13 protein-coding genes are annotated in these 16,996 nt (G+C 46.5%); 10 read left to right on the forward strand and 3 right to left on the reverse strand.

Going from position 1 to position 16,996, the window contains the following annotated elements; genetic code table 11:
• The first annotated feature begins 57 nt into the window (after window positions 1–57).
• Window positions 58–573 carry an inorganic diphosphatase gene (locus JT717_RS14920; RefSeq protein ID WP_205511293.1) on the forward strand — a complete coding sequence of 172 codons (516 nt, stop codon included), beginning with the start codon at window positions 58–60 and terminating at the stop codon, window positions 571–573.
• A 153-nt stretch (window positions 574–726) separates the two neighbouring features.
• Here JT717_RS14920 and JT717_RS14925 read toward each other — a convergent pair whose 3' ends face one another.
• Together JT717_RS14925 and JT717_RS14930 are read right to left on the reverse strand one after the other, a co-directional pair.
• Entirely contained in the window at window positions 727–1,761 is a 1,035-nt protein-coding gene (locus JT717_RS14925) for an LLM class flavin-dependent oxidoreductase (protein WP_205511294.1), read from the reverse strand.
• Window positions 1,762–1,901: 140 nt separating this feature from the next.
• On the reverse strand, window positions 1,902–2,078 hold the full coding sequence (locus JT717_RS14930; RefSeq protein WP_205511295.1) for a hypothetical protein: 177 nt from the start codon (window positions 2,076–2,078) through the stop codon (window positions 1,902–1,904).
• Window positions 2,079–2,132: 54 nt separating this feature from the next.
• Here JT717_RS14930 and JT717_RS14935 point away from each other — a divergent pair, with 54 nt between their 5' ends.
• Window positions 2,133–3,485 (forward strand): alpha-L-fucosidase, encoded by a 1,353-nt coding sequence (locus tag JT717_RS14935; RefSeq protein ID WP_205511296.1) that lies wholly within the window; start codon window positions 2,133–2,135, stop codon window positions 3,483–3,485.
• A 589-nt stretch (window positions 3,486–4,074) separates the two neighbouring features.
• On the opposite strand, the gene JT717_RS14940 is transcribed toward JT717_RS14935, so the two are convergent.
• Entirely contained in the window at window positions 4,075–4,896 is an 822-nt protein-coding gene (locus JT717_RS14940; RefSeq protein ID WP_205511297.1) for a hypothetical protein, read from the reverse strand.
• Window positions 4,897–5,792: 896 nt separating this feature from the next.
• Between JT717_RS14940 and JT717_RS14945 the strand changes: the two genes are divergently transcribed.
• From JT717_RS14945 to JT717_RS14980, 8 genes are all read left to right on the forward strand, one after another.
• Window positions 5,793–6,347, forward strand: coding sequence for a hypothetical protein (locus JT717_RS14945; RefSeq protein WP_205511298.1), 555 nt, complete (start codon window positions 5,793–5,795; stop codon window positions 6,345–6,347).
• A 190-nt stretch (window positions 6,348–6,537) separates the two neighbouring features.
• Window positions 6,538–7,332 (forward strand): HipA family kinase, encoded by a 795-nt coding sequence (locus JT717_RS14950; protein ID WP_205511299.1) that lies wholly within the window; start codon window positions 6,538–6,540, stop codon window positions 7,330–7,332.
• Complete coding sequence (locus JT717_RS14955) at window positions 7,310–7,693, forward strand: DUF3037 domain-containing protein (protein WP_205511300.1); 384 nt, start codon at window positions 7,310–7,312, stop codon at window positions 7,691–7,693. Before JT717_RS14950 ends, JT717_RS14955 begins: the two co-directional genes overlap by 23 nt.
• Before the next feature lie 452 nt (window positions 7,694–8,145).
• The gene (locus JT717_RS14960; protein WP_205511301.1) at window positions 8,146–9,234 is read left to right on the forward strand and encodes a fatty acid desaturase family protein; all 1,089 of its coding nucleotides are present in this window, start codon (window positions 8,146–8,148) and stop codon (window positions 9,232–9,234) included.
• A 408-nt stretch (window positions 9,235–9,642) separates the two neighbouring features.
• On the forward strand, window positions 9,643–9,840 hold the full coding sequence (locus tag JT717_RS14965) for a hypothetical protein (RefSeq protein WP_205511302.1): 198 nt from the start codon (window positions 9,643–9,645) through the stop codon (window positions 9,838–9,840).
• Between the two features lie 44 nt (window positions 9,841–9,884).
• Entirely contained in the window at window positions 9,885–12,803 is a 2,919-nt protein-coding gene (locus JT717_RS14970; RefSeq protein WP_205511303.1) for an SBBP repeat-containing protein, read from the forward strand.
• Window positions 12,804–13,106: 303 nt separating this feature from the next.
• On the forward strand, window positions 13,107–16,061 hold the full coding sequence (locus JT717_RS14975; RefSeq protein ID WP_205511304.1) for an SBBP repeat-containing protein: 2,955 nt from the start codon (window positions 13,107–13,109) through the stop codon (window positions 16,059–16,061).
• A 206-nt stretch (window positions 16,062–16,267) separates the two neighbouring features.
• Window positions 16,268–16,966 (forward strand): Crp/Fnr family transcriptional regulator, encoded by a 699-nt coding sequence (locus JT717_RS14980; protein WP_205511305.1) that lies wholly within the window; start codon window positions 16,268–16,270, stop codon window positions 16,964–16,966.
• The last annotated feature ends 30 nt before the right edge of the window (window positions 16,967–16,996 follow it).

Below are 16,996 nucleotides of genomic sequence, written 5' to 3' on the forward strand. Positions count from 1 at the left end.
GATTATTCAAATCATTTTCAGCATGATGAAAATGATATAATCAAATTAAAATGAGGTATGTCATTTGTTGACTATAGGGTTTATGTACTCATCAAATTTGCTGCCATGGATATCATCGTTGAAACACCTAAAGGAAGCGCTCAAAAATACTCTTATGACAAAGACCTGAAATTATTCCGCTTTCAAAAAGTGCTTGCCGCCGGATTGGTATTCCCTTTCGATTTTGGTTTTATTCCCGGCACCAGGGGAGAAGATGGCGATCCCCTGGATGTGATGGTGATCTCGGAATACCAGGGCTGGCCGGGTTGTGTAATGGATGTACGCATTATTGGTTGCCTGCCCGCCACCGAGACATATGCCCGGAAAACGATCCGTAATGACCGCTATATTGCGATTCTCGAACAAAGTGCTGCGTACGACCGCGTAGTGACCTTGGAAGACCTGCCTTCGACATTGATCGACAGCATCAGGCTGTTCTTTTCTACCTATCTGCAGGCAGAAGGAAAAACCATTCGCTGGGAAACTGAGTTGAATGCATTGAAGGCGATGGAGCAGATAAAAACCAGTTTATAGTTCACAGTTCAAAGTTCTATAGTTCATCACAGTTATTGAGTTATTCAGTTATTGAGTTATTCATTGTTCAGTTGTCGAGGCAGCTATTGATCGCGAGGTTAAAACGATAAACCATAAACTACAAACCATAAACCATAAACCACAAACTACAAACTAAGATGCTAATGCTTTCCTAACCGCCGGCGCTACCTTCGTTCCGAATAGTTCTATCGCTTTCATCACGTTCGCGTGCGGCATGGTGCCAACGCTGATGTGTAACAGAAAACGGGTTAAGCCCAGTATTTCCTGTTCATACAATATTTTCTCGGTCACTTCCTGGGCGCTGCCTACCAGCAGGGCGCCCCTTTTGCTGCGCATGGCCTCAAACTGCTGCCGCGTCATGGGCTGCCAGCCGCGTTCTTTGCCCAGCTGGGTCATTACGTGATTATACGAAGGATAAAATTCGTCGGCCGCCTGCTGTGAAGTTTCGGCTATATAACCATGTGAATGTACCGCCAGCTGCAGTTTTTGCTCATCATGCCCCGCTTTTTTATACGTATTGCGGTACAATTGCGCCAGGGGCACAAAATTTTCGGGACTGCCGCCAATGATGGCCATCGCCAGGGGCAGGCCATAGGATGCAGCCCGCACAACCGATTGCGGCGTTCCACCAACGGCAACCCATATGGGCAGTTCGGGATGATAGGGCCTTGGGTAAATGCCCAGGTTATCGATAGCCGGCCGGTGTTTGCCGGTCCAGGTTATTTTTTCGCTTTTATTCAGTTTTACCAGCAGGTCGAGCTTTTCGGCAAAGAGCTCGTCATAATCATTCAGATCATAGCCGAACAGGGGAAATGATTCAATAAAAGAACCACGGCCGGCCATCACCTCGGCCCGCCCATCGCTCAACAGGTCAACAGTGGCAAAGTCCTGGAACACCCGTACGGGGTCATCGGAACTCAATACTGTTACCGCGCTGGAGAGTTTGATGTTCTTTGTTCTGGCAGCTGCAGCGGCGAGAATAACAGCCGGGGAGGAAGCGATAAAATCGGGCCGGTGATGTTCACCAACCGCAAAAACATCCAGCCCTACCTGGTCCATTAATTCAACTTCTTCCATCAGATCACGCATGCGCTGATGCTGCGAGATGGTGGCCCCCGTTGCCGGATCGGGCGTTAATTCAACGAATGTGCTTATTCCTATTTCCATAAATTGTCAATGTGCTGATCCCGCAAAGCGGGACAAGTTGTGCTGATTTGCTAATGTGCTAATTAATACAGTTGTAATTAATTGCATTGAATAGTCGTGAATGGTCAATGGTGAATGGTCAATACTGAACAACGATTCCATCATTGCACCTCTAACCGGCAACCGGTAACCGGCAACTGGTAACCGGCAACCGGCAACTGGTAACCGGTAACCGGCAACTGGTAACTGGCAACCGGCAACTGGTAACCGGTAACCGGCAACTGGTAACTGGCAACCGGCAACTCCTGAATAACCAAATGTATGTCAAAAAAGTTCATATCAGGTTTACTATACTGTAGGGAAGTGACAGTAAAACAACTTATTTTCACCGCATGAAACACATTGCTTTTGTCATCATCAACCTCTTCATTACCATCAACTGCCTGTGGGCGCAATCCGCCGTCACCGATACGGGCCACTACACACCAACCGCACAAAATCTACAGGCCCGGCAACAGTTCCAGTCCGATAAATACGGCATGTTCATCCATTGGGGCTTGTCGAGTTTGCTGGCCGATGGAGAATGGGTCATGAATAACCGGAACATTAAAGTAGTAGACTACAGCCGTCTGCTGAAGGCATTCAGCCCCGTTGAATTCGATGCGGCGCAATGGGTGGCCACCGCCAAAAACGCCGGGATGAAATACATTGTTTTCATTACCCGCCACCACGATGGCTTTTCCAACTGGGATACCAGGTATTCAGACTGGAAAATAACCAATACACCCTACGGAAAAGACGTGCTCAAAATGCTGTCGGAAGAATGCCGTAAACAGGGTATGAAGCTGGGTTTGTATTATTCCCTGCTCGACTGGTACCGCGATGATTATCCCTGGGAAACCGGCCGTACGGGAAAAGGCACAGGCAGAACCGCCAAAAGCAATTATGCTTCTTACCTGCAGTTCATGAAAGACCAGCTTACCGAATTGCTTACCAATTACGGCGATATCATGTGCATCTGGTTCGACGGGCATTGGGATCAAACCAATCCCGAAGGCAATACGGACCGCTCTTCGCGAATCGACTGGAAATACGACGAGATCTATTCACTCATCCATAAATTACAACCACAGTGTATGATCGGCAATAACCACCATTTATCGCCGATCAGCGGGGAAGACTTCCAGATGTTTGAGCGCGACCTGCCCGGTGAGAACAAATCCGGACTAAGTTTTCAAAAACCTTCCGATGCCATGCCACTGGAGACCTGCGAAACCATCAACGGGGCCTGGGGCTATAATATTACCGACCGGAATTACAAATCAGTGAAGCAGGTAGTGCAGTTGCTGGTGGGCGCCGCTGGCCGAGATGCCAATCTCCTGCTGAACGTAGGGCCCATGCCAACGGGATTGATCCAATCAGAGTTTGTTGATACGCTGGCCGGGGCAGGGAAGTGGCTGCAACAATATGGCGAGAGTATTTATGGTACCCGTGGCGGGCCACTGGCGCCCCAAGCCTGGGGCGTAAGTACCCGGAAAGGAAGACAGCTCTTTTTGCATGTATTCAAAGCGCCGGAAGGCAATACCATCTTACTGCCGGATGCAAAATTGAAAATAAAGCAGGTGAAAGTGCTGGGCACAAATACCCCGGTAAAATTCACCAAACAAAAGAACGGTATTACCATCTCAACGGAAGGTATTACGCTTAATGACATTGACACCATTATTGTGATTGAGCAGGGTTAGGAAAGCAGTAGCGTAGCAGCCACTCGTGAGCTTATTATAATCTTTGATCTGGGCAAGGGCATGACAGTAGAAGAGTGAGGCACGTCATCATTTGATTGAAGGACCACCGCAAGGTGGTCTTTTTTGTTTGGCGCTTGAAAGGGTGTCTGCTCAAAATTTTGCGAGGTGAGTATTGTAAATGCCGGCCTTAGCTATTGAGCGTTCAGCGTTTGCAGGGAGCATTGAGCGTTTTGCGTTCCGCGGTGTACGTTCACGGTGCGCGTCTCCGTTAAGCGTTTCGTTTTTGCCATTTGTTAAGCGTAGCCCGTTCTGCCTTAAGCGTTTTGTTCTTGCCTTTTGCATATTGCCTTTTGCCTATTGCCTGTTTGCCTATTGCCTTTTTGCCTATTGCCTATTGCCTTTTGCCTTTTGCTTTTTGCCTGTTTGCCTTTTTGCCCATTGCCCATTGCCTATTGCCATTGCCTGTTGCCTATTGCCTATTGCCTGTTTGCCTTTTTGCCCATTGCCCATTGCCCATTGCCTATTGCCATTGCCTGTTGCCTATTGCTTATTGCCTGTTTGCCTTTTTGCCTATTGCCTTTTGCCTTCGTTATGCCATTGCCAGGATCTTGGCTCCGCCCACGTATTTCACCATTTCAATCTGGCCTTTAGGCATATGGCCAAAAGCGATGCCAACGGCCAGCAACATGCTATGTCGATTGAATTCTTTACGATCTTCAACCCTTTCATAATACGCGCCCAGTTTATTCAGTTCCATTTTAAAGGGTTCCGTGCGGGGAGCAATAGCCATCCACTCAGTTTCTTCGGTCGTAAACATGTTCATTTCTTTATTTGTTCCATGCTCAGGCTGATAACCTCTTTCTGAATAATACATGTCCTCCACATTAGCTAATATGGCAATGAATTTGTACCATGAATATTTACCAGGAATGAAAAAGTTAATGTCTGGTACCAGCGCAGGAAAAGTAATGGAAGCCTTCAGGGTCTCTTTTGACAGTGAATAGTCGAGCTGGTTGGCAACGATCGTTTCAAAAGGCGTGCGACGGTTGAGATTCAGGCCCTGCAGCAAGCCGGGATTTTTAGTCAGCTCAACATTGCGCTGGCCATGTGGACTTTCAGTGTCCAACACCTGTATAGGTACGAACAGGGAATTCAATGGACCAGCCAGGTTAAAATCACTCAGGTATTTGAGTGGGCGCAGGGCGTCGAGTACCTGTCCGGCAATGCGCGCCCTTCCGCCAAATTCCGAATTATTCCGGCGGGTGGCGGCAAAACTGTCTTTGGTTTTGATCTGCTTTTTGGTAGGACCACCTTTTTTTCGCACGATGGGTTTATCAGATCCGCGGACCTTATAGACCGAAATATTACTTATTGAGCCCGTATATGAAAACGGAGGTTCAAACTTTGCCATCTTTGTTGGTTTAATAGTTAACAGTAATCGGTTTACAGGTTGGCCTGATTCTTGGGCCTTGTCTGCAAACCAACACATGTAAATTACTGAAAATATATCATCTTCGGTCTATCATGCAGGTTATCTATCTTTTACACATTAATCCTGCGTAAATGCCACACAAACCCCGGTTTATTTACTTCTTCGCAACCGGTTTCCCTCTTTTACCTTTAATTTACCTGCTACCAGTTTAGCTGCGCTTTTGCTTCGTACCGGATCCGTCCATGTCTCCTGCATTACCAGCAGCATGCTCATAGGTATGCCGTAGATGTCCCGTATCTTTAAAGGAACGGCTTATATACGGGATATCTACGAGACATATACGGAATAAGTACGGGACATTACCGAAGCAGGTACGCAGTAAAACCGGTCCAGGTATAGTCCCGGGTTACTACAGAGACGATGTCAGGGAAGTAAAAAGAAAATGCTTTGGTTCAGCAAGAAGAGCGAAATTTTTCAGCCTTTATTGAGTTCAGAATTGGCTTTTAATAAGCCAGGCTGCCTGGCTGTGGGTACTGTAAAGATAGTTTTTTCAGGAGAATCATAACGCCGATTGCTTAAGGCCAAACAAAATAATTTATCAGTTTTACTCATCTGCCTGTAACAAAATCATGGAAGCTGACACATATATCCTGTGTAAGAAAAGAGGCGCTGGCGAGGGCCGGCAGCGTAGCATTATAGGGCATGTCGGGTAAGGCGTTTAGGGCAGGACCGGTTGCTTAAAAAATGCCGATTCGAAAAGGTCATGACAATGTCTGTGGTAAGTAGGTATTCTTGAACAGTTAATATTGGCATCTTCTTAAATACTTTTTATTTGCATGCTTTTTCAATTGGAAACTAAAACCTAATCATTAATTATGAAAAAAGTCATTTTCCTGGGTTCTATGGCCGCTGTTCTTGCTTTCACCGCCTGTAAAAATGATAGCAAAAAAGAAGTAACCGATGAAGCCACTGGTTCTACCCAAACGGCAGGCGCCAGTGAAGAACAAAAACCGGCTGCCGCCAATCAGCCCAAGGAATACAAAGTAGGCACTACGCCTGATACGGCTATTTTAGGCAAGAAGAGAGAAGCCCTGGTAAAAATAACCGGCGCTACTGCCATGGCACTAACAGATCCCGATGGCAAAGACAATGGCATTGAACTGGTACTTAAGCTTACCCTTACCAACAAAAACCAGATCGGCCAGGGTTATGGTATACATATGGATTATACTAAATCCCGTTTGCAATTAGACAATGGCACCAATATCACCTGCGACCATGGATCAGATTTTTTAAGAGCAGAACCGGAAGCTACTTCGAAAGAAGAAGAATGGACCTATAAAATTCCAGCGGGCGCCAAACCTACTGCGCTGAACCTCTTTATGGACGATACGCGGGTATCGGTAGGCGTATCATTAAGTGAAAAATAAACGGAACGCAAAAAGCGGACCCAGGTACGCGTAACGCAAATACCGCAACAAGCGAAATATTGTACAGGTGAGCCATCCGCCAGCTGGGGGATGGCTCACTTTTTTAGACCCATTTCTTTCCCGCCTTTTTCAACCTGTCACCTTATCAACTTGTTCACTGGTCAACTAATCCCTATATTAGCCCCCCATTATGCCGCATCAATCAGAAATAAGAACTGTGAACGTAACGCGTTATGTTACGCCCCTGCGCGAAGGCGGTTCACTGCCTGCCATTGCAGAAGCAGACGATGGTTTTATGTATGTGCTGAAATTCCGCGGAGCGGGGCAGGGGATCAAAGCGCTGATCGCCGAACTGATCGGCGGGGAAATAGCGCGTGCCCTGGGAATAAAAGTGCCCGAGCTCGTATTCGCCGTATTAGATACCGCTTTTGGCCGTACAGAACCGGATGAAGAGATCCAGGACCTGCTGAAAGCAAGTGTTGGGCTGAACCTGGCGCTGCATTATTTATCGGGCGCCATTACCTACGATCCGGCGGTGACCACGCCCGATGCCCGGCTGGCCTCGCAAATTGTGTGGCTCGACGGTCTTTTGATGAATGTAGACCGCACGCCCCGCAATACCAATATGCTCATCTGGCATAAAGAACTCTGGCTGATCGATCATGGAGCTACTTTATATTTTCATCACAATTGGCAAAACTGGAAAGAGCAGGCGCAAAAACCTTTTGCACAAATAAAGGATCATGTGCTGTTGCCGCAGGCTTCCCAATTGGAAGAAGTAGACGCCCAATTCCACCAGTTACTTACTGCAGACCGTATCCGCGCTATTGTTGATCTGCTGCCGGAAGAATGGTTGTCGACAGACCTGGAAGAAGCATCTGCGGCCGAACGCCGCCAGGTGTACGCCGATTTTTTAATAACCCGTTTTGCATCGTCTCAGATTTTTGTAAAAGAAGCCCAACATGCACGAAAAATACTTATTTGAGTACGCTGTCATTCGTATGGTGCCACGGGTGGAACGCGAAGAATTTTGCAATGTGGGCATTATCCTCTATTGTAAAGAGCTCAGGTTTTTACAAACTATATACACCATCAACGAAAACCGCGTGCTGGCGCTCAATGAAAAAGCGGATATCCCTGAAATTGAGGCTTACCTGCAGGCTTTTGACCGCATTTCCAAAGGCGACAAAAGCGCCGGACCCATCGCCCGGCTCGACATGCCCTCGCGGTTCAGATGGTTAACCGCGCAACGCAGCACGATCTTACAAACTTCACGCGTGCATCCTGGTTTTTGCAGCGATCCACAGGCCGCATTAAGCAGGTTGCACGAACAATTAGTACTATAAAGCAAACCGGGGAACCAGACCTGTTTTTTTGATCAACGGTTTTGCCACACAATCCTGCTGCTATAAATTCGTTGATTATAATGCCATTTTTTCAACAAGATCCACTATCCTTCATGGCATAGAGTTTGTACTTTTTGACAAGTATTAAATCTGTGCTGTTAAAACCAAGTTCGAGCATGAATGTTTTGTCTCCGTATTATGAACGCAACACCACAAAAAGTGTAATTCTTCCAGTTTGTTACTCCTGGTTTGCCTGGCGACGTTCGCCAACAATAACGTGATAATTATCAATTTGAAATCATTTATGAAATGGGGCTTCTTTAACAATTCTTTCGTTACCTTTGCGACTCTTAAATAAGTCGTATTTAGCCCACCAACAATAAAGGCTCTACTGGTAGCAGCATTTTATTTAGTAGTTAAAGTCGATACAAAAATTAATTTCTGGCATTGTTATGCATAAAGTAACCTTTAATAATAAAAGCAAGACCTTCTTCAATACGTTAAAATCATCGGTTGATCAGTATTTCGCTTCACAACAGATAAAAAAAACAGGTAACTGGAAATTATATTCCAAAACGGTCATTCTGGCGCCTTCAGCGATCCTCATTTATTCGATCCTGCTCTTTTTGCCGATGCCCGCCGCATTAGCCATCCTGCTTTGCTGTTTGTTGGGTTTTGTGCTGGCCAGTATTGGATTTAATGTAATGCACGATGCCTGTCATGGCAGTTATTCAAGCAAAAGCTGGGTAAATAACCTGATGGCTCTTAGCTCCAATTTACTGGGCGGCAATACCTATATCTGGAAATTCAAACATAATATCGTTCACCATACCTATACCAATATCGATGGGGTTGATGACGATATTGCCCTCAGTCCCCTGATGCGGCAATGTTCTACCCAAAAATGGTTTCCGCCCCACCGGTACCAGCACATATATGGTTTTTTATTATATGCATTTACCTCTCTGGCGTGGTTCTTTGTGATGGACTTCACCAAATATTTCAACCAGAAAGTGCATAATACGCCCATGACAAAGATGGATGTGAAAGAACATGTGATCTTTTGGGTAAGTAAAGCTTTATATGCAGTGTTTTTTGTGGTGTTTCCTATCCTGTGGCTGGGTTGGATGCCCTGGTTATTCGGTTTTATTGCCCTGAACCTGACGCTGGGTATAACCCTTGCCGTGGTATTTCAGCTGGCGCATGTGGTAGAACATACCGAATTTGTGCATTATGATCATCAGGAAGATATGACCATTGAAAATGAGTGGGCCATTCACCAGATAAAGACCACCGCTAATTTTGCCCCTCGCAATAAATTTATTTCCTGGTTTGTTGGCGGACTGAATTACCAGGTAGAGCATCACCTCTTCCCCCGGATCAGTCACGTGCATTATCCTGCCATCAACAGGATCGTGAAACAAACCTGCAGACAGTTCAACATCACCTATAACGAATTTCCAACCATGCAGCAGGCAATTGCCTCGCATTACAGAATGATCCGTGAATTGGGCAAAAAGCCGTCACCATCACTGGCATAATGCACTGGTTCCGGTAAACCGCTGTAACAACATATTACACCCGGCTAAAAGCCGGGATTTTTTTTAGCACCCCATTCCCCGGTTGGGGAAATGCAGCAGCCTTACATATTAAGATTTGACCTTATTGTACTTTTATTGATATGTATCAGTAAAAATCTTTTCATGCCTCCTTTGAAGATATTTCCTAATCACCGTTCTTTGTATTGTTTTTTGCACTATTAAAGATCTCTTACCAAAATTCCCCATAGAGTAGCATTAAGCCTGATTGCTCCAATACTCCTGACTTTCTGCGGTAAAGTTCCCGCTACCCAACAAGTCTGTTTCCCGTTCTGCAAAATTTACTCATTGGAAAAAGAATAGCCAGCTCTATGAAAATGCATTCTATTGATCAATTAAAACAATCTGTTTATGAGAGGAATGCTACACACCAAGAAGTCCTGGCTTCTTTCAACACTCATTTTACTTACCCATACTGCATTTGCCCGGTTCGCTGAGGGAGGGGCGGCCCGTTCCAACGGTTCAACCAACGGCATAAACGCAGCAAGATCGCAACTTGTTGACAAGGATAGCAATATGTATGTAACGGGGTCAGCTACCGCTATATAACTACTTCACTACTCTTTACCATTATTACATCTAAAACTCAAGTTATGAGGAACAAGTTACTCTTCAGGCAGTCATTATTGCTTGCCAGCCTGCTTATTACTTCCGCTATTGGTTTTGCCCAGGTTACCGAAAAATGGGTGAAACGGCAAAACGGGGATGCCAATGCGAACGACCTAGCAAGGGACCTGGTTGTAGACTGTAAAGGCAATGTAATTGTCACGGGTCTGGCCGATGGTGATATTAATCTCTCCGGCACTAACTGGGCCACCATTAAGTACAATGATGATGGCGAGGTAAAATGGCTGAAAAGGTATAACGGTCCCGGCAATGGCAGCGATGAAGCAACTGCCATAGCTACCGACAGCAAGGCCAATATATTTGTAACAGGATCCAGTACAGGCATTGGAACGGGCATGGACATTACTACCATCAAGTATGATGATGATGGCAATACCAAATGGGTCAAAAGATATAATGGCCCCGGGAATGATGTCGATCAGGCAAGTGCCATTAACGTTGATGATGTTGGCAATGTATACGTAACAGGCTTCTCCCGTACCGGCATCGGAACTGCCAGCACTATTATCACCATAAAATACGATGATGATGGACATACCAAATGGGTTAGAAGTTTTGGTACCGGTGCAGGCAATGCCATTGCCGTGGATAAAGAGGGAAATGTTTATGTAACGGGCGGTTCTGCCAGCGGGCAGGGGCTCAACAGTGATATTACCACTATTAAGTATAACAAGAACGGTGATCTGCAATGGGCAAGAACCTATAATGGTCCGGTCAGTCTTTTTGATACGGGAAATGATCTGGCCCTGGATCCCAATGGTAATGTGTATGTAACAGGTTTCATATCCACTGCCGATATGGAGACAGATGAAACCGATATCATCACGATCAAATACAGTACCGCGGGTGTGCAGTTATGGGCTGCTATTTATAACAACGGCACACGCGACGAAGCAAATGCCATAAGGGTAGATGCTGCAGGCAACGCATATATAACGGGCTTCGTTGGGTCTGCTGAAGAAGACCCTGACAATGACCTTGTGACCATTAAGTACAATACAGCAGGTGTGCAGCAGTGGGCATCCATATTTGTTACGCCCGGCAGCGAGCAGAACAGCACAGCCACCGACCTGGTGATTGACAAAGCCGGCAATGTATATATTACGGGCGCCGCTGCCATTCAGGCTGATGTGGATTACATTACCATCAAATACAATACAAACGGCGTACAGCAATGGATAGCCACTTATAACGGTCCCGGCAATGACGATGACCAGGCAAATGCCATAGGCATTGATGAGGATGGAAACGTTTATGTCACCGGAAGGAGCAGGATCGACAATTTTGACTATGCTACCATAAAGTATAATAATAATGGCCAGCAAAAATGGGTAGAAAGATTTAACGGCAGGAACAATACGATAAAAGGAGGTCCTGATCTCGCTAACGCACTTGCGCTTGACAAACATGGCAATGTGCATGTAACAGGCGGTGTCACCCGGTTGAATACCGGAATGGACTATACCACCTATAAGTACACACCGGATGCAGACAGGATCTGGAAAAAAACATACAACGGCACAGGCATTGGCCCCGACCAGGCAAGTGCTATTTCGGTGGATGCAAATGCTAATGTTTATGTAACGGGAACCAGCTGGGGAGGTAGTAGCTGGGACGACTACGCCACTGTTAAGTATGGTGAAGATGGAGATACGAAATGGGTAAAAAGGTATAATGGACCAGGGAATTCAGTCGATCAGGCAACCGCCATCACAACAGACGAACAGGGCAATGTTTACGTAACAGGCGCGAGCATAGGCGCTAACCAGTTCAGCGATTATGCCACCATTAAGTACGATAAAGACGGAAATACAAAGTGGGTGAAACGTTATAATGGTCCGGGTAATTCTACAGACAGGGCAGTGGCCATTGCCGTAGACAAAGCGGGCAATGTGTATGTAACCGGCAGTAGTTGGGGCAGTACCAGTTTTGAAGACTATACTACCATCAAGTACGATGCCAACGGCAATGAGCTTTGGGTGGCCAGGTACAATGGCCCCGCCAATTCTGTTGATCAGGCAAACGCCCTGTCAGTGGATGCTTCAGGCAATGTTTATATAACAGGGAGAAGCATAGGGGGTGTAAGTTCCTATGACTTTGCCACCATTAAGTACAATACAGCAGGCGTACAGCAATGGGTGGCCAGGTACGAGGGGCCGGTTTTTGATGATGCCAGGGACATAGCGGTAGATGCTGCTGGCACTGTGTATATCACAGGCGAGAGCGCAGGTGATTATCTTACCATTAAGTACTCTACGGGGGGCCTTCAAATATGGCTGGCATTTTATGATGGTGGTGCAAGCGATGTAGCCACAGCGCTTGCATTGGATGCCGTGGGTAATGTGTATGTAACAGGGAGCAGCAGTACCAGCAGGCTCCTGTTTGGCGACTACGCCACCGTTAAGTACAATTTTAATGGCCAACAGCAATGGGTGGCCAGGTACGACGGGCCTGCCGCCAGAAGTGATGCTGCAAGCGACATTGCTGTAGACGATGACGGCAACGTGTATGTAACAGGATCGAGCGAAGGTATTGGAACCTCTGTGGATTATGCCACCATTAAATATGAGCAAACGCCTTTGTTAACCAGGTTGGCCACCAGTCCTGATGAGGAAAACCCTGTTATTGCCGGTCAGGGGCCTGGTAAACTAAGTGCAAAAGCTTTCCCCAACGCATTTACTGAATACATTAATCTGCAATGGAGCGGTAGCAACAAGCCGGTAACTATAACCATTACGGATATGCTGGGCAGACTGGTAGAAAGAAGAACCGGTCTTGCTTCCAGCGGCAACATAAGGACGGGTTATCAATTTACGGCGGGGGTTTATTTTGCAGAAATCGTGCAGGGAAGAGAAAAAGTGATGTTGAAACTGATCAAAAATTAAACTTTAAACAGTTTAAGGTTATTCCGTCTAAGATTCACCAAAAGCAGCATTACGGATTACGGTTACCCGCAATCCGTAATGCTTTTTACCATGTTTCCCATTTCCGGCCGGGCATATACTTTGCAGCAATATGCAAGGCTCCGAAAAGTCATGTTGATACCCGTCAGGCAAAAGACAGCTCCGCCTGCTTTTCAAATTCAATTTTCCTACAATACGGTTGTAAGTCTCGACTCCCAATGAAGATGCCATTAGCCGGTAGACAGATATCCCTGCCATTTATTATTAAATCTTAATATGAAAAAAATGAAAAGAATCCTACTTTTCGGGAAGTCGATACTTCCTGCCTGCCTTCTTTTTACCTGCACTCTTGGCTTTGCCCAGGTTACCCAAAAATGGGTGAAGCGCGAAAACGGCGTTGGTAATGTCCGCGACCAGCCAACCGGGATGGTAGTGGATCATAAAGGAAATGTGATTGTAACCGGGTATGGTGATGGCAGTGGCGCCAATGCTAATTTTACCACTATTAAATATGACGATGACGGAGACTTAAAATGGATCAGGAGATATAATGGTCCCGGCAACGGCAGCGATATTGCGACTGCCATAGCAACGGACTGCAGCGGCAATGTGTATGTAACAGGATCGAGTTGGGGGAACGGAACATCCAGTGATTATACAACTATCAAATACGCCGGGAATGGAGATACCTTGTGGGTAAGACGGTTTAATACTCAGGGAAACGGAGAAGATCAGGCATTTGCCATGGCGGTAGACGATGATGAACATGTGTATGTTACCGGCATAACGGGCGCCGATCACTGGTCAATCGGGGATATTACCACCGTTAAGTATGACAATGACGGAGATACCCTGTGGGTACGAAGTTATAATGGTGCAGTGAACGGGCGCGATGAGCCTGCCGCCATTGCCGTGGACAAACAGGGCAATGTGTATGTAGCAGGATACACTTATGGCAGTGGAACCTACGCCGACTATATCACCATTAAATATAACGCCAATGGCGATCAGCAATGGATAAACACCTATGATGGGCCTGTAAATCATCACGACAGGGCAAAAGCCCTGGCCGTTGACGACAACGGCAATGTGTATGTAACGGGTTTCATCACCACCGTTGTAAATGAGTGGGCAAATTACAGCAACGTTGCAACCATCAAATACAATGCAGCGGGCCACCAGCAATGGGTTACCTTTTATGACAACAAGGATCACGACGAGCCCAATGCCATGGCTGTAGATGGTTCAGGCAACGTGTACATAACCGGGTTGACCGGCACTGTTGACGAAGATGACGACAATGACTACCTCACCATTAAATACAATACAGCAGGCGTGCAGTTGTGGGCGTCTATTTATAAAAGTCCCGGCCGTGATTACAGCGCCTGGGCCACAGACCTGATGCTCGACGCAGCCGGAAACGTATATATAACAGGCGGCCTTTCCATATGGGAAGCAATAGACTATGTTACCGTTAAATACAACACCAATGGCGAGCAGCAATGGGCAGCCATTTTTGACGGTTTAAATAACCGTGACAGAGCAATGGCCATTGGTATGGACGCAGCCGGTAACATATATGTCACCGGACAAAGCACGGAGGACTATACCACTGTTAAATACAATGCCAATGGCGTGCAGCAATGGGTAACAAGGCATAATGGCCAGAACGATGTTGAAAAAGGAGGCAACGACGGGGCAGCTGCCCTTGCCCTGGATGAGGATGGCAACGTGCATGTTACCGGACATATCACCCTGCATGAGACCGGAACAGACTACGGCACCTATAAGTATGATCCGGATGGAAATGTACGCTGGGAAAAAACATATAACGGCACAGCCTTTAATTATGATTTTGCCCAGGCCATAGCAACGGATGGCGACGGAAACGTGTATGTAACGGGGATCAGTGTTGCGCCCGGAACAGGAGAAGACTATGCTACTGTTAAGTACGGTAAAAATGGCAATACAAAGTGGATAAAAAGATATAATGGCCCTGGAAATTATCTGGATCATGGATACGCCCTGGCTGTAGATCCACATGGAAATGTTTATGTAACAGGCAGGAGCTGCAGTGGAACTACCGTGAACGCTACCGAGGACTATGCCACGATCAAGTACGATAAAAATGGCAATGAATTATGGGTGCGGCGGTATAATGGCCCTGCTAACAACAGGGATTGGGCAAGCGCCATTGCGGTGGACCATGTTGGTAATGTGTATGTAACCGGGCTGAGCACGGGCATTGGCAGCGGCCTCGACTATACCACCATTAAATATGACGCCAATGGAAATCAGTTATGGGTGGCCAGGTACAATGGCCCGGCTGATGCGGATGACAGCCCGGTAGCCCTGGTGCTGGATGCTGCCGGTAATGTATATATTACCGGCACCAGTTATGGCGACGGCGCCGACTATGCCACTATTAAATACAATGCGGCGGGCGTGCAGCAGTGGGTGGCCAGGTATGCCGCTGCGGCCGGAAGTACCGACAGAGCCACCGACATAGCCGTAGATGCTTCTGGTAATGTGTATGTGACAGGCGACAGTAATGGCAATACAGACCCCTCGGACTTTGGCACGGGAGATTATACTACTATAAAGTATGATGCCAATGGTATTGAGCTGTGGGTGGCCAGGTACGACGGGTTTCATAATATTGATTATGCCAATGCACTCGCGTTGGATGCCCAGGGTAATGTATATGTAACAGGAGCCAGCCGGGGTAACCTACAATATGAGGACTATGCCACCGTTAAATACAATGCAGCCGGCGTGCAGCAATGGGTAGCCAGGTATAATGGGCCATATACAGGTGGTAATTATCATTCGAACTTCACTGATGTTGCCAACGACATTGCCGTAGACGGTAACGGCCATGTATACGTAACAGGATATACAGTAGGCGAAGGAACCTTACTCGATTATACCACCATCAAATACGAACAAACGCCGGTATTAACGAGATCCGCTTTGCAACCTGCAGAGCAGGTATCTGCCAAACTGAATGTAAAAGCTTTTCCCAATGCATTTACAGAATACATCAATCTGCAATGGAGCGGCAGTGATAAGCCGGTAACAATTACGATCACGGATATGCTGGGCAAACTGGTTGAAAAAAGGACCGGTCTTGCTTCCGGTGGCAATTTGAGAACGGGTTATCATTTTTCGCCGGGGATTTACTTTGCCGAAATAGTGCAGGGGGCTGAAAAGCTGGTGATAAAGCTGATCAAGAAGTAATTTGGCAATGTGATAATTTGACAATGTGATAATTTGATAATGTGATAATTTGATAATTGGGTTCCCTGATTTCGGAACAGCTGGCAGAATGCCAAGCTCGCTGCTGCACCTCAGGTATGTTAAAAACGATCGGACGGCAGCCCAGGCATTATCACATTATCAAATTATCGAATTATCACATTAGCTATTTAGCTAATTTTGCATTCATGTCAGCAGATCAAAAATGGCTGTTAATACGCAATTACGATCTATGGTCGCATTTGACGGATGAAGAATATCTCGAGCTTCATGTAGTGAACCATTTTATTGAAGTGCCTAAAGGCGATTATATTTACTTTGAGGCTTTTCATCACAACAAGATCTATTTTGTAAAAGAAGGCTATATCCGCATTGGATACATTGATGAAAGCGGCCGCGAAGTGATCAGGGAGATCGTTCAGCAAGGGGAATTCTTTGGCCAGGTGACCCTGGAAAAAAATAACCTGAACGGCGAATTTGCCCAGGCCTATAAAAGCGCCGTATGTCTTTGCGCTTTTTCGATCGACGATTTTCAGCAATTACTGCGGAAAAAACCTTCCCTGGCTTTACAATACAGTAAACAGGTAGGGACTAAGCTAAGAACCATCGAGAACCGGCTGCTCAACCTGCTGAACAAAGATGTGAAAACACGCCTGGTCCATTTCTTGTGGCAGCTGCTGCAAAAGAACAGCGATACCATCACCAATTCGGTTTGTATACCCAATTATCTTACCCACGAAGACATTGCCAACCTGATAGGATCGAGCCGGCAAACCGTTACCACCCTTATCAATGAATTGACAGCAGAAGGGCTTCTTCAATTCAACCGTTCGGAGATCTGTTTTCCGGATGTTAAAAAACTTCAAAACCAGGGAACTGTCGTGTAGCCGACCAAACCCGCGTAGCCGCCCATTTAG

Origin of the sequence: Longitalea arenae, assembly GCF_016924755.1 — a bacterium.
GTDB lineage: Bacteria > Bacteroidota > Bacteroidia > Chitinophagales > Chitinophagaceae > Niastella > Niastella arenae.

Bases quoted from the DNA above. Each gene is read 5' to 3' on its own strand.
- JT717_RS14920 (WP_205511293.1), top strand. From the start codon at position 58: ATGTCATTTGTTGACTATAGGGTTTATGTACTCATCAAATTTGCTGCC.
- JT717_RS14925 (WP_205511294.1), bottom strand. From the start codon at position 1,761: ATGGAAATAGGAATAAGCACATTCGTTGAATTAACGCCCGATCCGGCA.
- JT717_RS14930 (WP_205511295.1), bottom strand. From the start codon at position 2,078: ATGAACTTTTTTGACATACATTTGGTTATTCAGGAGTTGCCGGTTGCC.
- JT717_RS14935 (WP_205511296.1), top strand. From the start codon at position 2,133: ATGAAACACATTGCTTTTGTCATCATCAACCTCTTCATTACCATCAAC.
- JT717_RS14940 (WP_205511297.1), bottom strand. From the start codon at position 4,896: ATGGCAAAGTTTGAACCTCCGTTTTCATATACGGGCTCAATAAGTAAT.
- JT717_RS14945 (WP_205511298.1), top strand. From the start codon at position 5,793: ATGAAAAAAGTCATTTTCCTGGGTTCTATGGCCGCTGTTCTTGCTTTC.
- JT717_RS14950 (WP_205511299.1), top strand. From the start codon at position 6,538: ATGCCGCATCAATCAGAAATAAGAACTGTGAACGTAACGCGTTATGTT.
- JT717_RS14955 (WP_205511300.1), top strand. From the start codon at position 7,310: ATGCACGAAAAATACTTATTTGAGTACGCTGTCATTCGTATGGTGCCA.
- JT717_RS14960 (WP_205511301.1), top strand. From the start codon at position 8,146: ATGCATAAAGTAACCTTTAATAATAAAAGCAAGACCTTCTTCAATACG.
- JT717_RS14965 (WP_205511302.1), top strand. From the start codon at position 9,643: ATGAGAGGAATGCTACACACCAAGAAGTCCTGGCTTCTTTCAACACTC.
- JT717_RS14970 (WP_205511303.1), top strand. From the start codon at position 9,885: ATGAGGAACAAGTTACTCTTCAGGCAGTCATTATTGCTTGCCAGCCTG.
- JT717_RS14975 (WP_205511304.1), top strand. From the start codon at position 13,107: ATGAAAAGAATCCTACTTTTCGGGAAGTCGATACTTCCTGCCTGCCTT.
- JT717_RS14980 (WP_205511305.1), top strand. From the start codon at position 16,268: ATGTCAGCAGATCAAAAATGGCTGTTAATACGCAATTACGATCTATGG.